20 protein-coding genes and 1 pseudogene are annotated in these 20,198 nt (G+C 35.3%); 7 read left to right on the forward strand and 14 right to left on the reverse strand.

The window, feature by feature from the left end; all coding sequences use genetic code 11:
* Positions 1–76 precede the first annotated feature (76 nt).
* Positions 77–1,107, forward strand: a pseudogene (locus tag CIB29_RS11690) (transposase); the annotation flags it as partial.
* A 134-nt stretch (positions 1,108–1,241) separates the two neighbouring features.
* Here the strand turns inward: CIB29_RS11690 and CIB29_RS11695 are convergent.
* From CIB29_RS11695 to CIB29_RS18565, 5 genes are all read right to left on the reverse strand, one after another.
* Positions 1,242–1,682, reverse strand: a complete 441-nt coding sequence (locus CIB29_RS11695) for a hypothetical protein (RefSeq protein ID WP_094549878.1) — start codon at positions 1,680–1,682, stop codon at positions 1,242–1,244.
* Positions 1,683–1,703: 21 nt separating this feature from the next.
* Complete coding sequence (locus CIB29_RS11700; RefSeq protein WP_094549880.1) at positions 1,704–2,117, reverse strand: hypothetical protein; 414 nt, start codon at positions 2,115–2,117, stop codon at positions 1,704–1,706.
* 544 nt (positions 2,118–2,661) lie between these two features.
* Positions 2,662–3,651 carry a transposase gene (locus CIB29_RS11705; RefSeq protein ID WP_198543856.1) on the reverse strand — a complete coding sequence of 330 codons (990 nt, stop codon included), beginning with the start codon at positions 3,649–3,651 and terminating at the stop codon, positions 2,662–2,664.
* Positions 3,652–3,751: 100 nt separating this feature from the next.
* Positions 3,752–4,177, reverse strand: a complete 426-nt coding sequence (locus tag CIB29_RS11710; protein ID WP_094549884.1) for a transposase — start codon at positions 4,175–4,177, stop codon at positions 3,752–3,754.
* Between the two features lie 167 nt (positions 4,178–4,344).
* Positions 4,345–4,488 carry a hypothetical protein gene (locus CIB29_RS18565; protein ID WP_157910286.1) on the reverse strand — a complete coding sequence of 48 codons (144 nt, stop codon included), beginning with the start codon at positions 4,486–4,488 and terminating at the stop codon, positions 4,345–4,347.
* Between the two features lie 277 nt (positions 4,489–4,765).
* Between CIB29_RS18565 and CIB29_RS11715 the strand changes: the two genes are divergently transcribed.
* The gene (locus CIB29_RS11715) at positions 4,766–5,959 is read left to right on the forward strand and encodes an IS4 family transposase (RefSeq protein ID WP_094545964.1); all 1,194 of its coding nucleotides are present in this window, start codon (positions 4,766–4,768) and stop codon (positions 5,957–5,959) included.
* A gap of 114 nt (positions 5,960–6,073) precedes the next feature.
* Here CIB29_RS11715 and CIB29_RS11720 read toward each other — a convergent pair whose 3' ends face one another.
* Positions 6,074–6,706: a hypothetical protein gene (locus CIB29_RS11720; protein ID WP_094549886.1), complete on the reverse strand. Its 633-nt coding sequence runs from the start codon at positions 6,704–6,706 to the stop codon at positions 6,074–6,076.
* A 658-nt stretch (positions 6,707–7,364) separates the two neighbouring features.
* Here CIB29_RS11720 and CIB29_RS19650 point away from each other — a divergent pair.
* A complete protein-coding gene (locus CIB29_RS19650; protein WP_242965200.1) occupies positions 7,365–7,853 on the forward strand; it encodes an accessory gene regulator ArgB-like protein in 489 nt (162 codons plus the stop codon).
* A 295-nt stretch (positions 7,854–8,148) separates the two neighbouring features.
* On the opposite strand, the gene CIB29_RS11730 is transcribed toward CIB29_RS19650, so the two are convergent.
* The 3 genes from CIB29_RS11730 to CIB29_RS11740 all read right to left on the reverse strand — a co-directional run bounded on the left by CIB29_RS11730 (position 8,149) and on the right by CIB29_RS11740 (position 10,137).
* Positions 8,149–8,484 carry a transposase gene (locus CIB29_RS11730; RefSeq protein ID WP_094549890.1) on the reverse strand — a complete coding sequence of 112 codons (336 nt, stop codon included), beginning with the start codon at positions 8,482–8,484 and terminating at the stop codon, positions 8,149–8,151.
* Positions 8,485–8,661: 177 nt separating this feature from the next.
* Positions 8,662–9,519 carry a hypothetical protein gene (locus CIB29_RS11735; RefSeq protein WP_094549892.1) on the reverse strand — a complete coding sequence of 286 codons (858 nt, stop codon included), beginning with the start codon at positions 9,517–9,519 and terminating at the stop codon, positions 8,662–8,664.
* A gap of 36 nt (positions 9,520–9,555) precedes the next feature.
* Positions 9,556–10,137, reverse strand: a complete 582-nt coding sequence (locus CIB29_RS11740; protein ID WP_157910284.1) for a papain-like cysteine protease family protein — start codon at positions 10,135–10,137, stop codon at positions 9,556–9,558.
* A gap of 562 nt (positions 10,138–10,699) precedes the next feature.
* Here CIB29_RS11740 and CIB29_RS11745 point away from each other — a divergent pair.
* Genes CIB29_RS11745 through CIB29_RS18395 form a run of 3 tightly spaced genes read left to right on the forward strand, consistent with a single transcriptional unit; the run spans position 10,700 to position 11,399 of the window.
* Positions 10,700–11,119, forward strand: a complete 420-nt coding sequence (locus CIB29_RS11745) for an accessory gene regulator ArgB-like protein (protein WP_242965179.1) — start codon at positions 10,700–10,702, stop codon at positions 11,117–11,119.
* Between the two features lie 5 nt (positions 11,120–11,124).
* Positions 11,125–11,262 (forward strand): hypothetical protein, encoded by a 138-nt coding sequence (locus CIB29_RS19760; protein ID WP_479724524.1) that lies wholly within the window; start codon positions 11,125–11,127, stop codon positions 11,260–11,262.
* Positions 11,259–11,399 carry an AgrD family cyclic lactone autoinducer peptide gene (locus CIB29_RS18395; RefSeq protein WP_117434607.1) on the forward strand — a complete coding sequence of 47 codons (141 nt, stop codon included), beginning with the start codon at positions 11,259–11,261 and terminating at the stop codon, positions 11,397–11,399. Before CIB29_RS19760 ends, CIB29_RS18395 begins: the two co-directional genes overlap by 4 nt.
* Here CIB29_RS18395 and CIB29_RS11750 read toward each other — a convergent pair.
* From CIB29_RS11750 to asnB, 3 genes are all read right to left on the reverse strand, one after another.
* A complete protein-coding gene (locus CIB29_RS11750; protein ID WP_094549894.1) occupies positions 11,391–12,644 on the reverse strand; it encodes a sensor histidine kinase in 1,254 nt (417 codons plus the stop codon). The two genes, CIB29_RS18395 and CIB29_RS11750, sit on opposite strands and share 9 nt — an antisense overlap.
* 14 nt (positions 12,645–12,658) lie before the next feature.
* Positions 12,659–13,387: a LytR/AlgR family response regulator transcription factor gene (locus CIB29_RS11755; RefSeq protein ID WP_094549896.1), complete on the reverse strand. Its 729-nt coding sequence runs from the start codon at positions 13,385–13,387 to the stop codon at positions 12,659–12,661.
* Positions 13,388–13,705: 318 nt separating this feature from the next.
* The gene (gene asnB, locus CIB29_RS11760) at positions 13,706–15,550 is read right to left on the reverse strand and encodes an asparagine synthase (glutamine-hydrolyzing) (RefSeq protein WP_094549898.1); all 1,845 of its coding nucleotides are present in this window, start codon (positions 15,548–15,550) and stop codon (positions 13,706–13,708) included.
* Positions 15,551–15,925: 375 nt separating this feature from the next.
* On the opposite strand from asnB, the gene CIB29_RS11765 reads away from it, so the two are divergent.
* Complete coding sequence (locus CIB29_RS11765) at positions 15,926–17,542, forward strand: methyl-accepting chemotaxis protein (protein WP_094549900.1); 1,617 nt, start codon at positions 15,926–15,928, stop codon at positions 17,540–17,542.
* A 170-nt stretch (positions 17,543–17,712) separates the two neighbouring features.
* Here CIB29_RS11765 and CIB29_RS11770 read toward each other — a convergent pair whose 3' ends face one another.
* Entirely contained in the window at positions 17,713–18,933 is a 1,221-nt protein-coding gene (locus CIB29_RS11770; RefSeq protein WP_094549902.1) for an ABC transporter permease, read from the reverse strand.
* 5 nt (positions 18,934–18,938) lie between these two features.
* The gene (locus tag CIB29_RS11775; protein WP_094549904.1) at positions 18,939–20,150 is read right to left on the reverse strand and encodes an ABC transporter permease; all 1,212 of its coding nucleotides are present in this window, start codon (positions 20,148–20,150) and stop codon (positions 18,939–18,941) included.
* Between the last annotated feature and the right edge of the window lie 48 nt (positions 20,151–20,198).

Genomic DNA, 20,198 nt, shown 5'->3' on the forward strand with positions numbered 1-20,198 from the left:
ACAAGAAAGTAGTGAAAACCCCCTTCATATGGTATAATGAATTTGACTAGAACTCAATACCAAATGGGGTTTCGTTATGCTTAAAGACAAAAATATGCAATTAAGCATCTATTCAATATTATACAATAAAATTCCAGAAAAACATATCCTAAAATTAATAAATAATGCAGTTGATTTTAGTTTTATCAATAAACTGCTTGAAAAGTCCTACTGTAAGTACTATGGGATACCTGCAAAAGAGCCAGAACTAATGATTCGAATTTCAATACTGCAATACTTATACAATTTATCTGACGAACGAGTAATTGAAGATGCTTCTTTGAATCTTGCATATATGTGGTTTCTCGGAATAAATCCGGAAAAGGAATCTGCTCTTTGATAGATCAAGATGCAAGAGTAGGATATAAATCTAAGCCGGACAGTTTTTTTGGGTATAAGACAGAATTTACATTAACGACAGATGAAAGAATAATTACAGCAGTAAGAGTATATGACGGGGCATATGTGGATGGATCAGGAACTAAAGAGTTATGTGAGTTAACAATCGGTGCTGGTATTGATGTAAAAGAATTTTATGGAGATAAAGCATTTTTCAGAAAACCAATCCTTGATTTACTCAAAGAGCACCAGGTTCAAGCCTATATTCCTGTCAGTGAATCAGTATATAGAATTGACGAGGATTTATATAAGTATAATAAAGATTCGGATCAATGGCTGTGTGATTATGGAAATGTAATTATAAAGAAAAAGAAGAAAACAGATAAAAAAGGATATGAGACTATTTCATATTATTTCGAAAAGGAATTATGTAGGAACTGTCCAAATCGTAGTGAATGTATAAAAAAGGGCAGGGCTATCGGAAAGATATTAACAATCAGTATTAACACGCCAGAATTCTATGAATACAGTCAAAGAACAAAGACACAAGAGTTTAAAGAGAAATATAAAAATCGAGCTTGCCATGAATGGAAGAATGCAGAGATAAAAAGGTTTCACGGTATGAGTCGTGCCAAAGGGTATGGCTTACGAAGTATGAGCATTCAAGCAAAATTAACCGCATTGGCGGTAAATCTAAAGAGGATAGCCGCGCTGGTATCCTCTTTAAACATAAAAATATTCCATTTAATGTTAGAAATTCGGTGGAAGAAACAGTTTTATTGGAATGAACTGAATAAAGTAGCTTAAAAAACAGCACTTTGTCAGTGGTCTCGAACCGTCCCCTCATTTTCCTACATCCCCGATTAATTGGCATTGATATCGAGAATCGGAGCACCTTTTACTTTCTTTTCAGACATTTCCCACGAGTTCTCTACTTTTTTGCTTTTTAACATTACATTGGTTCCATCTGCTTCTTTGTATAGTACCATTATTTCTTTAAAATCGTTACTAATAAAATATACCGGTTCGGTGCCACCAATTGGAGCTTGTTGGTCTAAAAGGTCCATCTCTCTTGCAACATCTCCGCCCATTCCGATTACCTCAGTATAGGTTACTCTCCTGAATTTACCTATTCTTTTATCAAGTTGAAAGCTTGCTTTAATATCATTATAAGCATGTTCCAGTCTTTTTTCTGTTTTTTCAACAATCTTTTCGTCTTTCTCGCTACTTGCATTAGCGTAGGTAATAGCACCAAATACCATAACGATGACTAACGCAATTATTACCGTTTTTCTTACTAACATAATAATAACCCTCCTTTTATCCTAATTTGAGTCATACTCTTCGACTGAATGAACCACCGTATAGTAAGTTTGAGCCCCTGTTTTACAGTAGTGTGTCCTTACAAGTTTCCATGAATTTGAGTAATTCGTACTTGAGCAAGCTCCACTCTTAGTAACTGAGTAAGGCGAAGTAGTATCATCAGCGGACACATCAGTAACTTTGATGCCATTCTTATAAACTGTAGTCCTTACTCTTACCCCTGTAACATCTGTATAGTATCCATTTGAATTAACGGTAGCTCCGGTTGTACCACTAAAGTCACAACCATATCCATATGCATCAATATAACCAGTGCTTGTAATGATGTATTTGGTCGCCGCAAACGCCATCCCAGTTGAAAACAATAATACTATTGCCATGATCATGGATAATACGATAATACTTCTCTTCTTCATTATTCCACTCTCCTCTCGCATGCTTAATTAATAATTTTTGTACCAGACATATTTTTTAGCTAGCAAATTTTATAAACAATAGAATTCAACTAGTGATTTTAAACTACTTCTTAGCCTATCAAAATTTTAACTACTTGTAAGATCAAGATCTCTATATAGACTCTTAATTATCCACAAATCAAGAGACAACTAAGATCTAGATAGGTAAAGTAATATAGGAGTAATACCATCTTTACTCGGTGATATTACATGTATCACTATTTTATCACACATCCCCACTTTTTCAATATTTTTGTAATGAAAGTGTATTTTAATGTAACGAAATTGCACATAAAAAATATTAGACCAAACAAACAAAGGGACAGGTAACGTAATCCCGCAAACAAAGGGACAGGTAACGTGTTTGAGTTAATCCCGTAAGTCAAACGCATTGCTTGTCTCTTTGTTTGTTGTTTTATTTCGTAGTTAAGACACTATGACAGGGGGGACGGCAGACTGTGTAAAAATGGAAAATTAGACTTATATTAATTTATGTTAATTTCCATTAATTCACACAATTAAGCCCCTGAGATTTCCAATATATGTTGATATGTAGTTTGCAGAGATTAGAAGGATGTAATAATCCCTCTAATCTCTTAATAACTTCCTTAATTCCTAATATATTTATTACTCTTTTCATGTTATACGCTAAAAAAGCCAAAGAGGCCTCCTCCTTCACTGACTCCAATCCTCTTGTCAGAAAATACGATAATCCCCAACCCCTTTTTATCGTACCAAAAGGGTGCTCTACAATCATTTGACGTTTTTTATATAATTCTTTATTTTTAGCCGTTCTTTCGTCAACCACATCTAAAAAATCTTGGTCTATACACCTTGTAATAGCTCTTCCTTCTTTACTTTTAGTACATTTATCTTTATACTCACACTTACTACAAGCTTCATAATTTGCATACTTAATTTGCTTAGTATTTTCATTTATCGGCGTTTTCCTTGTGCATCTTAATTCATGCCCAGCAGGGCAAATATAAACATCTTTTTCTTGATCATATTTAAACCTGTCACAATAAAACTCTTTTTCGCCTGTAGAGTTTGAAAATACCTGCTTTGCAACATATGTCGTTATATTTTCTTCTTCACATATTTTTAAATCATCTGCATTGTAATACCCTTTATCCGCAAGAGCTTTAATACTTTCTACTCCGAATACTTCCTTAGCACGTTTGCCCATTTCACTTAACTGTCCATGGTCTGTCGGATTATTAATAACATTACAGTCTACAATAAGGCAATGTTTACTATCTACAACAGTTTGAACGTTATAGCAGATATCAACGCCATTGTTATTCACAGCCATTAGTCTTGCATCCGGGTCTATTGTTGATATTTCATTAATTTCTTTTTCCTTTAATTCCTGCTGATAACTTTCATACAGTTCTTTACGTGTTTTTAACTCTTTTATCCTATCTTTTATTTCTTGTGCATCGGGCTTTCTGCTTGATTCTTCACAACTATCATTTTCATCTAACTGAGCCATATATTCTTGTGTTTTTTCTTCAAGATATTTAATTTTACGAGCTAAATTCTTTTCATTATAATTATTTTTCTTAGAATTACAAGCCCTAAATTTGGACCCGTCAACCCGCAACTACTTCCATGCCAAACAAATCCCATTGCTTGCACAATGCAACAAATTGTTTAAATACCTTTTGTATAGCATCTTTATTATCTTTTCTAAAATCAGCTATTGTCTTAAAATCAGGTCTTAGTTTTCTAATCAACCACATTAACTCGATGTTTCTAGTTGCTTCTGCTTCAAGCTTTCTTGATGAAGTAATCTTATTCATATATCCATAAATATATAGTTTTAGTAGATCTTTAGGACCAAATCCCAATCTCCCGGTGTGTGCGGGAGTAGCATTTTTAAATCCTAATTGGACTAAATCTAATGAATCGACAAATGCATCCATGACTCTAACAGGATTATCATCTGTAATATAATCATCTATATATTCCGGATAGGAAATTTTTCTTTTTCTATCAATACCTTCGATATATCTCATAATCCACCTGCTTTCTATTTAACAGATTAGATTATAGCATATTTCTAATAGATTATGTTAGCCAATTTATGGAGTTTTCACACAGTCTGCCGTCCCCTGTCACACTAATGCAACTAGTACATTTTCCAATTTTTCTTACAATCAGTCAGTTCGCTTCAACTGGAATCTTATTTGTTTTTTCCTATTCTTTGCCATAAATCTTTAAAGAATTCTACTATCTGTTTACCAACAGAATTTGCCACAATCATATAAATTTTTACAATTAATACAAATGTTAATATAATGAGTACGCCTTTTAAAATGTTATGCATATAAACCTCCTTAACAGCCAATTAATCGTTTACGGAATATAAGAAGTACCAAATCTTGTAAATCCCTCTACAGTGTTTTCAGTTACCGGAACACTCCAGTCACCAACACCAACATATGATTTAACAGTATATTTATAGTCCAGTTCAGTATTGTTGCATAAAATTTTTTAGCAAAAATCAACGGTAATAAATACCTGTTGGTAAAATGAAAACTCCTTGTTAATATTAGTGGTAGTACCCAACCAACCACATTCTATTAACGAAGGAGTTAACAAACATGAATGATTGTACTACAGTTTTTGAAACTTTAAAAGGCTTTTTACCAATGAACTTACTGGAAAAAGCCGTTGACGAAACCGATGCAGACCACGGAACCAAGAAATTTACTGTTCTTCGGCAACTGAATACTATGATGTATGCACACTTGGTCCAGAAAGACAGCCTTAGGGATATTGTTACAGGTATTATGGCTGACCAGAAACTCCAGAAATATACTGGCACAATAAGTTTTTCACAGCTATCCCGCAAAAACAGCGACCGTGATCCGGATGTTTTTAGAAGGATATTTGAAGCTGTTCTTGCTAAACTTAAAAAGCATCACGGTATACGTATCATACCTGGTAGCTGGGGCACGCTAAAGATACTGGACGCTACTATAATAAGGCTTTGTATCTCTCTCTTTCCCTGGGCTGACTATCGGGAAACTAAAGCTGCAGTCAAGGTGCATACCCTGTACGATGTTCTTTTAGGTTACCCGGATCAGATTATAGTGACAGAGGGTATTATACATGACAAAGAGAAGATGGATTCCCTTATTACCAAACCCAACATCACATATATATTTGACCGCGGCTATTTAGACTACAAAGAGTTTGACAGGTACTGCAAGGAGGATATATTCTTTATCACAAGGCTTAAAAAGAATGCTGTAATGGAGTTAGTTAGTATAAACTCAATATCCCAGGGAGGCCCTGTACTATCTGATAAAGAAGTAATTCTCGGTGGCTTTTATACAAAGATGCAGCACTCCTTGAGAGTTGTGGAAGTAATCGACTCTTCTACAGGTGAGCCCTTTTATATAGCCACAAACCGCTTTGACCTTACAGGTGAGGAAATAGCTGAAATCTACCGTCTAAGATGGCAGATAGAGCTATTCTTTAAGTGGATAAAGCAGCATCTTAAAATCAAGAAGTTTTATGGTACCAGTTTTAATGCAGTCTTAAACCAGATTTACACGGCATTGATTCTGTTTTGCTTGTTAAAACTCATGCATATTCTGGTGGGTACCAATCATAACTTCTTGGAGATGGTAAGACTCATTGCAGGCGGACTGTGGAATACCATTGCCTACCTTAAAAAGTCTCTATCCACTGTAAAACCTCCAGGTCGCAAACGAAAGCGGTTTAATTGGAAGAGAGAGTACGTTGATTTCTACATCCAGTGTATGTTTGGTAAGGTTTCGTCATATTAAGTTTTTAAATTTAATATTGTTAGGCTTAGGTGGTCACTCCCCTTTTCTCTAACGTTAACCATAATTTTCTTATGGGTGCAGGTTATACCTGTAAATTATTACTATTGATTTTTGCTAAACTTTTATTTGCAACAATACTGAGTCCAGTTGTAAATATGAGCTGGTTGTCCCACCATTCTTTAAAGTATTTGTGCATTTACTTATTTTTGATATTTCATATGAAGTACCTGGAAGCCCACTACTACCCAACCCTGTGATATTCCCTCCGTATGCTTCTGTCCAATACTTTGTCGTACCATTCTTATAATATTTCCCGGAAGCCGAATATCTTACAGAGAAGTGGGTGAGGACTTGACTATCATAGAATACAGTTATACTACTGCTTTCACTGGTAGAGGTTGCATTAGTTGTTACTTTTACACCAGTAGGATTATCATCATGGATAGTTATTGTATCAGGCAGTTGCCTGAGTTTCTTAATAGCCGTTTCAAGGTCGCGCACTGTTGCAACTTTTTTATTGTAATATAAACCATTAACTGGTTTATTCTTTTTTATGGCAGCACTTGCATTCAGTCCATAGTATTCAAGGATATCATTCATGTTATCTTCTGTAATTACGGTATCCTGGGAAAAAGTGAATTCTTGTCGGGCAGGTTCTGTAGCAGTAGTCGTTGACTCAGCGGCAAAAGCCATTGTTGATAAAATTGTGATTACAGTTAAAACCAAAATTAAAATTCTCTTATGCATAATGTCCTCCTCTGTTAAAATCAAATTTTCAATTATATTTTAGAAACTGAGATGTTACACGGATTCTGTTGAAACAAAATGATTATCTTTTGTTATCGTCAGAATTTATGTAATCTCCACAGCAGAGACAAGCAAAATTTACACAGCACACAGACCGGTGTGCATATGTCATTCATTACTCTTTTCTTCTTCATTGGAAACACCTCCCTCCCTTATTAAATTTTATTGAAACACTATTCACATGCATTACTCAGAGCATACTAAAATTCTATATCAAACGCGCTTAGTACATTACCTACTATATCACACATCTCCATTTTTTCGATAATTTTGTAACAAAAGTGTATTTTAATGTAACGAAATTGCACATAATGTTTTTTCGTTACATTAAAATACACTTTCGTTACATTTGGGTTGTTTTGTTTTTATATTTGTGTTATCATTTCAGCAGCTTAGTAAGCTATCTTTGCCGGAAATGCGGCTGTAGGATGATTGTCCAGTTTTTCAATTATATTATAAAGATTCAGCAGTGATAATCTTTTGTAGCCGCTTTCTTATTCCGGTATTGAGGAATGGGATATAAATGCACAGTTTGATAGATATTTTTACATATAAGATATATAAAGAAAAGCTGTTATCCCACCGTGACCTTCGGAAGATGAAGTATGCGATGACGGTTGTTTGGAATGAAGCCATTAAATTCGTTGCGCTGCTGGCTTTGTTTTTAATGCTGAATAAAACCTATGAATTCTTATTTTGTTTTGCCATATTGATATCCATCCGGATTTTTTCCGGCGGTCTGCATTTTGAGAGTAATTTTGCATGCTTTATAGCCAGCATAGTTTTCTTCTGTATCATTATTTTATACTTGCCGTTTTTATTTGCTGTGACTACAGGCGTAAGTATAATCTTAATGCTTATAAGCATTTGCATTATTTTTATATGCTCTCCTGTGCCATCTCCTAACAGACCGATTATAAGCAAAAAAAGAAAACGGCATTTAAGATATCTGTCCGTCTTCTTTACACTCGCATGGATATTTATTTTATATAAATTTATTCATGATTACACTTTTTTTGAATGCGGCATATGGACCATTAGTCTGCAAGCATTCCAATTATTAATAGGAAAGGAGGAAAACCAATGAAAAAGATTTCTCCGGTATTGAAAGCAGTTTTATTTTCCTTTGCTTTTATGTTTGTTGCAGCTGCGGATTTAATTACTGCATCAGGCTCATTTCTTATGTAGGGAGAACCAAAGTGTCCGGGGAGTGACAAGGGGGAAGTGACAAGGGGGACGGTTCTCTGTCACTTATCCAAAGTCTATATCCGTTAAAATGCCTTTTTGGCTAATATATTCAATATAACTACTCCATTTGTATTTTATAGCTTCTTCTACAATTCCCGCTTTTATAGGATTCTGATGGATGTATCTTAATACTGTTAATAAATATTTATCATCTTCAACTTTTTCACTTTTATATCTATCCTGAAACAAATGACCATATCTTTCATATTATACCAATAAACATAACTTGCTCCAATTCGCTTCATTGCCTGGGATATGGCTTCTTTACCTTCTTTCATTAATAAATGAATATGATTACTCATCAGACAATATCCATAAATTTTATATTCGCAGATACTTTTATAATTCTTTAATGTCTCAATAAATCTCATCTTATCTTGTTTATCGTGAAAGATATCTTGCCTATTTATCCCTCTTAGCATAATATGATATATCCCACTGCTGCTTTTTTCTCTTGCTTGTCTTGGCATAATAAAACACCTCCATTTCGAAGTGTATCACCCCAAAACAAAGGTGTCAATAGAACCGTCCCCTGTCACCAGATGGTTCTAAGTTTTTGAGGTATTATATCTAACCCTCGTTATATTTTTTAACTCAGCCCTGTTTCAGGGCTTTTTGTCGTGCCATGCAACACAAAATCTTATCTTTCAAGCTAACCACTTTCTTTTGTAAAGTAAGAGAGCAATTAATAATATTCCTATAATAGCGATACTGATTATAAAATACAGTGAGTAATCTGTATGGCTATCACTAAGACCTCCGAACTTTTTATTTTCATTAACTTTTTCATTATCTACATTATTAGGGTCAATATATATCGGGCTTAATATATCTATAAAATCCGCTAACTTGTACAATTTAAAATTGGTAATCTTGAGCCTCTCAGGTTCATTTGCAAAAGGCACAACATACTCATCTTTTCCATCTTTAATGTAATAGAAGTCTGTGTACAGCTCACGAATTCTTATATGTTTTACCATACTAGGATTCTTAATATTATTTTCTGTCAATATAGTCTGAATGTTTTCAGGATTGGAATAAAACTCTATAAGCTCTAATGGCATACTATGTCCTTCAGAAGTCACCCATTTTCCATTAAATTTAGAAGCTCGAATAGTAGATATAACTTCACCAGCTTCTGAAAGTACGGGAACTTCCCATACAGCGTTGTTTGATGAGATTAATTTTTCAAAGTTGTTAGAACTGTAATATTTTCTTATATTTTCTTTTAAATAATATACTTTATAGTAATTGCTAAAGCGTGATGGCACTCTTCTCCATTCTAACTTGTTTGCTGTGTCGTCTATATTCTTCATACTTCCTGTTATTGTGCTTACAATATCATTTCTTTCAAGATCTTGGTCAATCATTTCAATGTTTAATGCTTTATTTATTTCTTTAAACTTGTCATTAGCCGCAGCGAAAGAATTGGTGACCAATAGAGATAATAAGACACATACTAAGATAAGCGAAAAAGCTTTTTTTATACATATAGATTCCTCCATTTATATTGATTTACATACCTTTTCTTATAGTCTTGTTTAATTCCACTGACCATCTAAAAAGTAAGAAGCACCCGAAGGCTTTGCCCACACACCGTCAAAATAGTTTGCAAACAAATCACTTTCCTGCCACGGCCCTTTTGGATCAACAAAATATATTTTTTCCTGTGGGAGTGAATCATAACCATAGCAAGCGAGCATATGATATTCCCCAACATTTGTATAATTTACTCCAATTATAATAGGATTATTTGATGAATCAAGTTTCTGTGCTACATAATTAAAAGTATATGCACTGTTTGTATATCCTGTATTCTTTGTACTATTTGTATATAGTTTTATTGCAGAAGCTGTTTGCTGATGAGTTGCTGTTGCATCCCTTGTACTTGATCCTAATATTTTTGCTGCCATATCAGATTGTGTAAGAGTGACATTGTAACGATAATCTGCAACCATTCTAGCGCAAGCATTCCAGCACCATAAGGTTTTTTCCTGCTTATATTGATCCATTCCTCCATATATATGAGAAGCATAGAGTGCAAAAGCTGTACTAGTTACTACTAAAAGAATTGATAAGAACATTATCGATATTCTAAACTTCTTCATAGTCCAAAATTTCATAGTTAACTCTCCTTTATACATAAAATATAATTAATCAAAAAATCAAGTAACATTAAAAATCTATACAAAGGTTTTGGCTAGCAAACAAGGATAAGTAGCGTGAAAAAACTTATCTCTATTACAGGCTCTCTCTATACTAGCCAGAATTAGTATCTAATAAAAATATTTATGCAACTTCCTAAACATATCAAATCTCTTGTGTGCTTTCTATAAAACTATAGTATTCTTAATCATCCCCTTACTTTTCTGTTTTCTAACACCAAACACGCTTAGTATGCTCTTACTATATCACACATCCCCATTTTTTCAATATTATTGTAATGAAAGTGTATTTTAGTGTAATGAAAATGCACATAATGTTTTTTCGTTACATTAAAATACACTTTCATTACATTTGGGTTGTTTTATTTATATTTTTATGCTATGATTTCCGCAACTTGATGAGTGATTTTGCAGGAAATGCGGCTGTGGGATGGTTGTCCGGTTCTTCAATGATAAAGATTCATCAGTGATAATCTTTTGCAGCCGCTTTCTTATAATGCTATTGGAGAATGGGGTATACATGCACAGTTTGATAGATATTTTTGCGTACAAAGTCTATAAGGAACGATTATTATCTCACCGTGACCTTCGGAAGATGAAGTATGCGATGACGGTTGTTTGGAATGAAGTGATTAAGCTTGCTGCACTGCTAGCTCTGTTTTTTATGCTGAATAAAACCTATGAGTTCTTGTTTTGTTTCAGTATCTTGTTATCTATCAGGACTTTTTCCGGCGGTCTGCATTTTGAAAATAATTTCGCATGCTTTGCAGCCAGTGCGGTGTTTTTCTGTATTGTTATTCTATACTTGCCGTTTTTATTTACTGTAACTATAGGTATAAGTATCATCTTAATGATTATAAGTACCGGCATTATTTCTATTTATTCTCCTACGCCGTCTCCCAACAGGCCGATTATAAACAAAAAAAAAGACGGAACTTAAAGTATCTGTCCGTCTTCTTTACCCTCGCATGGATATTTATTTTATATACATTTATTCATGATCATACTCTTTTTGAATGCGGCATATGGACAATTAGTCTGCAAGCATTCCAATTACTAATAGGAAAGGAGTGTAACCAATGAAGAAGATTTCTCCTGTATTGAGAGCAATTTTATATTTTTTTGCATTTATGTTTGTTGTCGCTGCGGATTTGATTACCGCATCAGGCTCGTTTCTTATGTGGGGAGAGCCAAAATGCCCCAAGGATTTGTTAAAATAGTACTGTGAATACTATATACTTCTCCTCAAAGGAAAGCTCGATGGTGCCGTTATAAGCATCGACAATCTTTTTTACATTATAAAGGCCGTACCCTCTATGCTTTCCTTCCTTTGTTGAATAACCCCTGTTATAGATGTGCACTGTATTTGTCCTGGATATGGATTTACCCGTGTTCTTTACCCGGATCATCTTGAATTTTCCTTCCATACCAAGTGTCAAAACCACACTGCCGTTTTCTCCATTTTCAGCAGCCTCGATTGCGTTATTTAACAGGTTTCCCAATAGTTCAACAAGTTCATGCTTGTCCAACGGATATTCGGGTATTTCTCCTTGGAATTCCACATGAAAAGCAATTTTTTTCTCTTGTGCCAAAGCTTTTTTACTATAGATTACCGCGCTTAAGATATGGTCTTTTATATTAAGGAGCTTATCCACCGGTTTTATCTTATCAATGAGTGTCTGTAAATAGTTCTTTATTTCTTGCTTTGCTTCATAATCGTCCTGCATCTCTGCAAGCCCATAAAGTACATTCAAATGGTTTTTAAACTCATGCTGGCGCTGCCTTACCTCATGCACCAGATTTTCCAAGAAAGGTGTGTATTTTTCATGGACTTGAATTATTTTTTCCTGCTGCCTCATTTTTATCATCTGATAGATAAAATAAATATTTAATCCTTCCCATATCAAGATCATCGTTAATAATACGGCATAATGATTCCATATAAAGGCTTTGTCAACTTGCCATATATAAAAGAATAATACAATAACCCCCGCAACATTGACTATAATTGTCAATATCACTCTATAGTAACTTAAAGATAACTTTTGAATTCTATTCAGCCACGAAGTTCTATAAATAATAACACATATGATAAAAGTTGCAATATTGACTTTAAGTCCGTTGCTAAAAGAATAACTCATATCTTCCTGCATAATCGATAGGATATAAGTAACTATCATCTGAACGCTTAAGGCAAAAATTAATACAATGAAAAATTGTAAAAGCGTTTGTTCCAACCGTGTTTGAAACAAAATTGTGACCATCGTACATAATAGTGCAAAACTTATTACAAACCCTATGTCAATAGTATAATAATCAAGAATCACCGATACGCCAGATAAAGCAGCTATTGTAAATAGACTTCGTACCTTGTATTTATAGAAATTGGGATTCAGCTTGCTCCAAAGTACTAAAAATGCCAAAATTTCTATATTTGAGAGTACAAATATCTCATACCATTTCATGATATTCCTCTCCTCTAAACTATTTTATTTGATAATCTTTTCATAAAACTCTCCTTATATTTGTCACTGATATATGCCGTCAGTGAATAATCTTGAAAATATGCCCGCCAAGAACTTCTATCTACTTTGTCTATCCTTTCAACACTTTTAATATTTACAATATACGACTTATGAGTCTGAATAAAAGTTTCATCCGCTAGCTTATCCAGCATTTTTTTCATTGCTATGTTAGGTATAGTATACAGCCTGCTGCTTGTGTGTATAACACAATTCCTTCCCCGGGATTCAATAAATAATATATCATCCGTCCTGATTTTAAGGATAAAATCCCTTAGCTCAAAACAGATTGCTTTTTCAGCAGGAGGAATGCTTTGAACACCCCTTATCAAGCGCTCGGCAACCTTCAAAACATCTTCTTTGGTATAGGGTTTTTCAATATAGTCATAGCAATGGTATTTTTTGAAAGCCTCAAGTTGATATTGAACATGTGCGGTGACAAATACGATATAGGTCAATTCGTATTTTGGGATAGATCGTATGGTCTCTGCAACTTTCAGCCCTGAGATGTCGGGTAATTGAATGTCCAGAAAAAACAAATTGATATGTGTTTGCTTTAATAGTTGTATTGCTTCTTTTCCTGTAGAGGCTTCCAGTATTTTAATCTCTTCACTCAAAGACTGAAGCATACGTGCTAAGTTTGTTCTTGCTATTTGCTCATCTTCAACTATTAATATGTTTATCATTGACTCTCCTAAATAACATTATAGTTTATGTAAGCACAATACAATCTTATCATAAAAAGGTAATATTTTCAATGATTATGTAATATTCTGTATAATATTGAAGTCTCTAAATCACATTCCTTCTGCTCAAAAATTTGAAGCTTTTCATTGATTTCGGATGGTTCTGCCCACATAATCTTATATCTGTTGGAGCGCTACCGCACGCTACTAAAACATCCTGAATTTCATACATAATTTTGCTGAAATTCAGGATGTTTTTTCTATAATTCATATCCAAGGACTGTCGATCATTTTTTATTTTGAGACAGTTCCTTTTTATTATACTATTGTCACCTTATATTCTTTCATCCAAGTATCTATTTGTATTAAGTAAGCAAACAACTGTGCACTGGTCATTAACTGTCCGAACCACGGCACACCAAAGGCTGCTCCATCAGAATCTACGATTTCTTTGACTCTTTCTTGGTTAATCACTTGCAGTAGTGGTGAACTGGAATCATTGAGTATTTCCTGTAGCCAACCTTTTACTGTTCTCATATATGCAGGGTTGTGTGTCTTTGGATATGGGCTCTTTTTTCTCCATAGTACATCTTCAGGTAGTATCCCTTTTAGTGCATGTCTTACAAGTCCTTTTTCTCTTTGGTCGGCATACTTCATCTCCCACGGTATATTCCATACATATTCTACAATACGATGATCACAGAACGGAACACGTACTTCCAGACCCGTAGCCATCGACATACGATCTTTTCTGTCCAGAAGTGTCGTCATAAACCAGGTGAGATTTAAATACATCATTTCCCTCATGCGCTTTTCCTGTTTACTCTCTTCATGTAGTATTGGTACTTCTGCCAGTGTATCCAGATAGCGCTGTCTCACATATTCCTCACCGTCAATATTTTTTAATATCCCCGGTGCCAGGATACCCATTCTCTCCTTCACCGACCTTGCCCATGGGAAGGTATCTGCATATAACATTTCCGGCTTATAGAACCACGGATAACCTCCAAATATCTCATCGGCGCATTCACCCGATACGGCAACAGTCGCATCTTTTTTAACCTCGCAGCAGAATAAGTAAAGCGATGAATCTACGTCAGCCATACCGGGCAAGTCACGGGCTGTTACCGCCCTTTTAAGGGCTTCTGTCAATTGAGGTGTATCTATCGTAATATAATGGTGCTGCGTACCCAGGTATTCTGAAACCCGTTTGATCCATGGTGCATCTGAATTGGGTTGAAAGAGGCTGGACTTAAAATATTTATCATTATCTACATAGTCAATGGAATAGGAATGAAGTGGTGCCATTCCATTCTTTTTGTAAACCCTGCTTGCATGGGCAGTAATAGCACTGGAATCCAATCCTCCTGATAAGAATGTACATAACGGCACATCCGATACCAGCTGCCGTTCAATCGCATCCTGCAATAACTCACCCACTTTAGCAACTGTAGTGTCTATATCATCAACATGTGGATGGCTTTCCAACTGCCAATATTTTTGGATACGTAATCCATTGCGGTTGTAAACAAGGAACTGTCCCGGCCTTAATTCGGATATTCCCTTAAACACTCCATGTCCCGGTGTACGTGACGGTCCCAGCAGGAATATTTCCGCTAATCCTTCTGCATCTATCTCCGGCTTCACTTCAGGGTGGGCTAATAATGTTTTCAATTCGGAACCAAAGATGAGTGAGCTTCCCCTCTGTGCAAAGAATAGTGGTTTTACTCCCATCCGGTCGCGGGCTAAAAATAAACTCTGCTCTGCCTCACTCCACACACCGAAGGCATAAATACCATTGAGATAATCAACACACTTTTCCCCCCATTCCATATAGGATAGCAGAAGAACTTCCGTATCTGAATGTCCTTCAAAAGTATAGCCTTTTGACATCAGCCTATCTCTTAGTTCAGGGGTATTATACAATTCTCCATTGTAGGTAAGAACGTAGGTGTTTTCACCACGCTTCCTTACCATAGGTTGGGCTCCCCCTTCGGGGTCAACCACTATCAGTCTCCGGTGTACGATCCCGGCAGATGTTGAAGTCCAAATCCCCGATGCATCCGGACCTCGATACTTCAACGTCTCTCCCATTGCTTCCAAAATAGGTTGTTGTTCCTTAAGATTTGCCTGCCAATCTATCCATCCGGCAATTCCACACATAATATTCACGCTCCTTTATTGGTGGTTGTGGATACCCACAAAAATAAACGTCCCCCAGTAATTTGCATCCAAATTACCCAGAGAACGCCGTTGCCCTCAATGCTTATTGTTTAGTAGTCTTTTTCAATTATTAACTTTTCTCTAATAACAATATATGATAATCCCTGCTATTGGTGATTAATTATAACTAAAATTTTGTAAAAAAATAGAGGGCGACTGTAAGAATGAATTTTATTAAGTTCGAATCTTGCAATACTATCCTCAGTATGCTATTATATCCATATAAAACAAAATGACTTTTAACATCAACAAAGAAGTTGATTAAGCAATTTGATTGCCTGATTGACTTCTTTTATTTTTGGGGAGTGAAATGTAATGATAAAAAATTATTCAATAATGGTTACAGGTATTTTTTCATACCTTTATTTCCAACTTGCCGTATTTATAATTCCCATGCCATGGCTGCGTATCGCCGTATATTTTCTTTTAATAGGCATTTTCGCCTTTTATAACAGTTTTGTTATGAATAAAAAACTTGCCGATTTACATAGTCTGTCTTTAGAAATTGCTAAGGGAAATTACTCTTTTCACCTGCATAATACCAAGTATAGCGGTCCATTAAAAGATATATTCCAGTCTATAATAGACTTAAAGAATAAACTTTTAAAATACATTTTTGAAATGCAGGTGGCTTATAGCCAGATTTCTTCAGCTTCACAACAGCTGACAGTTACCCTGGATGAGAGCAATGCCTTTGCGCAGCAATTATATGCTGAAACCCAAGAAATACATGCTCTCAATAGCAATAGTTATGAAAATATTAAATCTACAATCAATGCGGTTAAAAATATTGTCAGGCTTCTGGAAAGTGTTAAAGATACTTCTGAAGAAATGAAAATCACCAGCATACAATCAAGACAGACTATCAATGAAAGCCTGAGGGAGATTATGGAAATTGTTAATTCAGTAAACGATATTCAGCAATCCACCAATATTACAGTCAAATATATGGATAAGTTAAATGCCGCTACCAAAGAAATATCTCATATACTGCAGACTGTAGACAACATTGCAAAACAAACCCATCTTTTGTCTCTGAACGCTTCCATTGAATCAGCAAGAGCCGGAGTACATGGAAGGGGATTTGGTGTAGTGGCGGAGGAAATAAGGAAGTTATCCGAAGATAGTAAGGATGCTGTTTCAGAAATTGCTGCCCTGGTAAGTAAAATAACCTCAGAGGTATCTAATGTAACCCATAAAATCAACGAGAACCTGGCAAACGTACATAAAAGCGTAGCATGTTCCAAAAAAGTGGAAGGGAGCCTGAATAACATAGAGCGGACCTATGATAAGGTACAATCCATGATACAAAATATCATTGATATATCTGAAGAGGAATATAGGCTTGCATCCGGCATCAATAATAAAATCGAAGCTGTTGAACGCATCTCGCAGGAAGTTGCCGCCGGTTTTGATATGGTATATATGTCAGTACACAAACAAAAGCGTAATCTAGAGGAACTCTCCTCACTGGGCGAATGTCTCTCAGGTGCATCCCAGAGTTTGGCCATACTGACTGAAAAAGCGGATGTCAATATGCTGGAAATTAATTCATCAAAAATCGACAGTATTTCACAAAGTATTATTAAGCTGCTTAAGGAAAGTGTATTGTCTGCTGATGATATCTTATCCATGGACCCAAAGAAACACCAGGTATTATTGGATGAGGTGCTGGCACAACACCATTCTATCGAAGCAATATGGACAAACGACCCAAAAGGCCGGTTTATTTATTCCAATCCTCCTGCCGGTATTGCAAATGCAAAAGTAAGGGATTGGTTCAAGGAAAGTATAGCAGGCAAAGAATTTGTATCACCGGTCTATATTTCTGCTATCACCAGAAATCCGTGTATTACTGTATCATTACCTATCAAGGATTTTTCCGGGAAAAATATTGGTGTAATAGGTGCCGATTTAAAGCTGCATATCTAATTTAAAGTTTTAGATTCAGATTGCCATACATGAGCAAAAGTCACAAATAATGATGAAAATATGCTAAACCGGACTTTTTCTGTGGTTTCGGTTTTACTCCCCACTGTTCACTCCCCACTACTTTCATATTAAGACCGGGAATGAGATTCTTGTTCATCTGAATTTGAACCTTATCTATCTCCTGTAATTTTTAGAACTATTATGCTTAAAAAGAAGAACAAAATAAATCCTTCCAGCAGAATTAACATCTGCTGTCCCGCTCCCCAACCTGTGCCTGATATATATGTTTTTCTCAAGCCTTCCATGAACCAATGCTGGGGTGTTATCATGGAAATCTGCTTAAATCTTTGACTTATTTCTGACAGATTAATAAACGAACCTCCAAAAAAGCTTGTTATCAATGTGGTCACGGGAGTAACAACTTGCAATTGTGAAATAGACTTCAGTATAGTGGCTAGAAATAAACTTATTGAGCTTAGGCATAACAAATAGGCTATTAACAACATATATACCTGATTCAGGCCTATTGATTGCATGCTGAAAAATCTTTCTAATAGATATATCATAAGTGATACACCAATAAAATTGATAATGGCAACAGCAAAAATATTACCCATTATATATGTTGATAACTTCATCGGAGAGGAATAAATTCGCTTGATAATACCGTCATTTTTTTCAGTAATTACCCAACTGCCGCCTACCAACATGTTAAACATCAGATAGGATATAATCATTCCATATATCACATCAAGAGTGTGAAACAGCCCTTTGTTTCCGGAGCCACTTTTTAAAGTGCCCTGCTGCATCTCTTTATATTCAATGGTCATCAAAGGTTTTGGCTCCCATTGAGCATCGGTATATTTCCATGCCTCTTCCCATGTTTTTTGCTGCGCCTCTTTCCCAGAAATAACTTTCATTTTCTTATATTCACTTACTACATAATTAGCAGCGGTAACATTGCTGGACAGGCGGATGACTTCACTTGAAATTATCTCTCCTATTATTTCGGCAGATATACTGGAAGGAGATTTAACCATTTCTATTAGACCTTCTATATCCTCATCCAATATCCTCTCCATAAATCCCTTCTTAATGATATAGGCTGCTTCATATTTTCCGGTACTGACTTTTCTTATGACATCCTGCATATCACCTGTTTGAACTTTCACTGAAGGCTTTTGGAATATTCTTTCCACAACCAGCCGTGAATATTCACTATGGTCATTATCTACTATCGCAATGGGAATACGCAAATCTTTCGCTGCCCTATTCAATACTAGACCTGAAAAGAGCACAACCGTAACGGGCATTCCTAATAGAACAATTAAGTATATAGGACTGGTAAGCAACATTTTTAAGCGGTAAACAACTACTTTTATGAACCCCAATTTGCTCACCTCGCAGTTCTCGCAAGAGAAAATATGGAACCAATTATACAAACAACCGATAATAGTACTAAAACACCAATACTAGTTATGACAATATCCTGCCTGTTCCAAAAAACCGAATATATAAGCCCTTGAGCAGCCCATTTGTTAATGGAAAGAAAACTAACCTTTTCTATACTTGCAGGTAAATATGTCAGCGGAATTATACTTCCTCCTATAAACGCCATGGTTAATATCCCTATATATGCAATCATATCGGCTAAAAATATGCTGTTCACACAGGAAGCAATAAAAATCATAAATGAACTGACAGCCACCACTATTACTGCAAGTACAAGTGCTGCATTCATACTGTTTCCTCTTAAATACCTGTCAGCTGCAAGGACAAGGACAGCAAAAATAATAAACGACTGTATCAACTGAAATAAGAATAGAGAGATAAATTTGGATAATATAATCTTCCAAACGGATATTCCTTTTGATATTATTCTCTTTAGCACTTCAGAGTGCTTTTCTTCTATCAAAATTCTTAATCCCGACATACCATTAAAAAGCATAAAAATTACTATTATAGAAATAGAATAATACTCAAAGGGAGAAATATCTGCAATGGGTGAAACAACTTTTTTTACAAATACCTGGTTTCTTCCCAACGACTTTAAGGAGAATTCCATTACTGACTTATTAAACCACTGGTTTAATTTTTCTGAAGATGCACCAGCCTTTTTTAAAAAATCCCATATTGTATTCACACCGCTCTGTGCAGCTGTAACAAGGTCTGCTCCACTGGTCATCATCGCTTTGATGATCTGGGACTGGACAGGTTTATTCCTGTTTCCTATTACTGTTACAGGAGTATTTTTCCCTACAGCAACATCTTCGCTAAAATGTTCAGGTATCACGATAATTGCTGCAATTTCATCCTTATCCATTAATTGAACGGCATATTCATAATCGGTATGTATTACTTCGGCTAAATTTTTTAACGATTCAGAGCTCTCAAAGTGGTTGATAAGTGTCCGGGTCTCTATGGAGTTTTCTTTGTCTACGATGGCAATCTTGAATTTATCAATATACGAGTTAGTATAAAATAGTGGAGAGATTGCATAGGAAACCAGAAAAATGACAATAAGAGGCATTACCATCATAAAGAAAACTGCCTTTTTGTCTTGAAAATATTTTTTGAAATCATACCATGTCATTGTAATTATATCCATGTTTCAACCCACCAATTTATTGCACCCACCATAAAAGGCGGGTGCACA

It is taken from the genome of Petroclostridium xylanilyticum, from assembly GCF_002252565.1.
Classification (GTDB): Bacteria; Bacillota; Clostridia; order SK-Y3; family SK-Y3; genus Petroclostridium; species Petroclostridium xylanilyticum.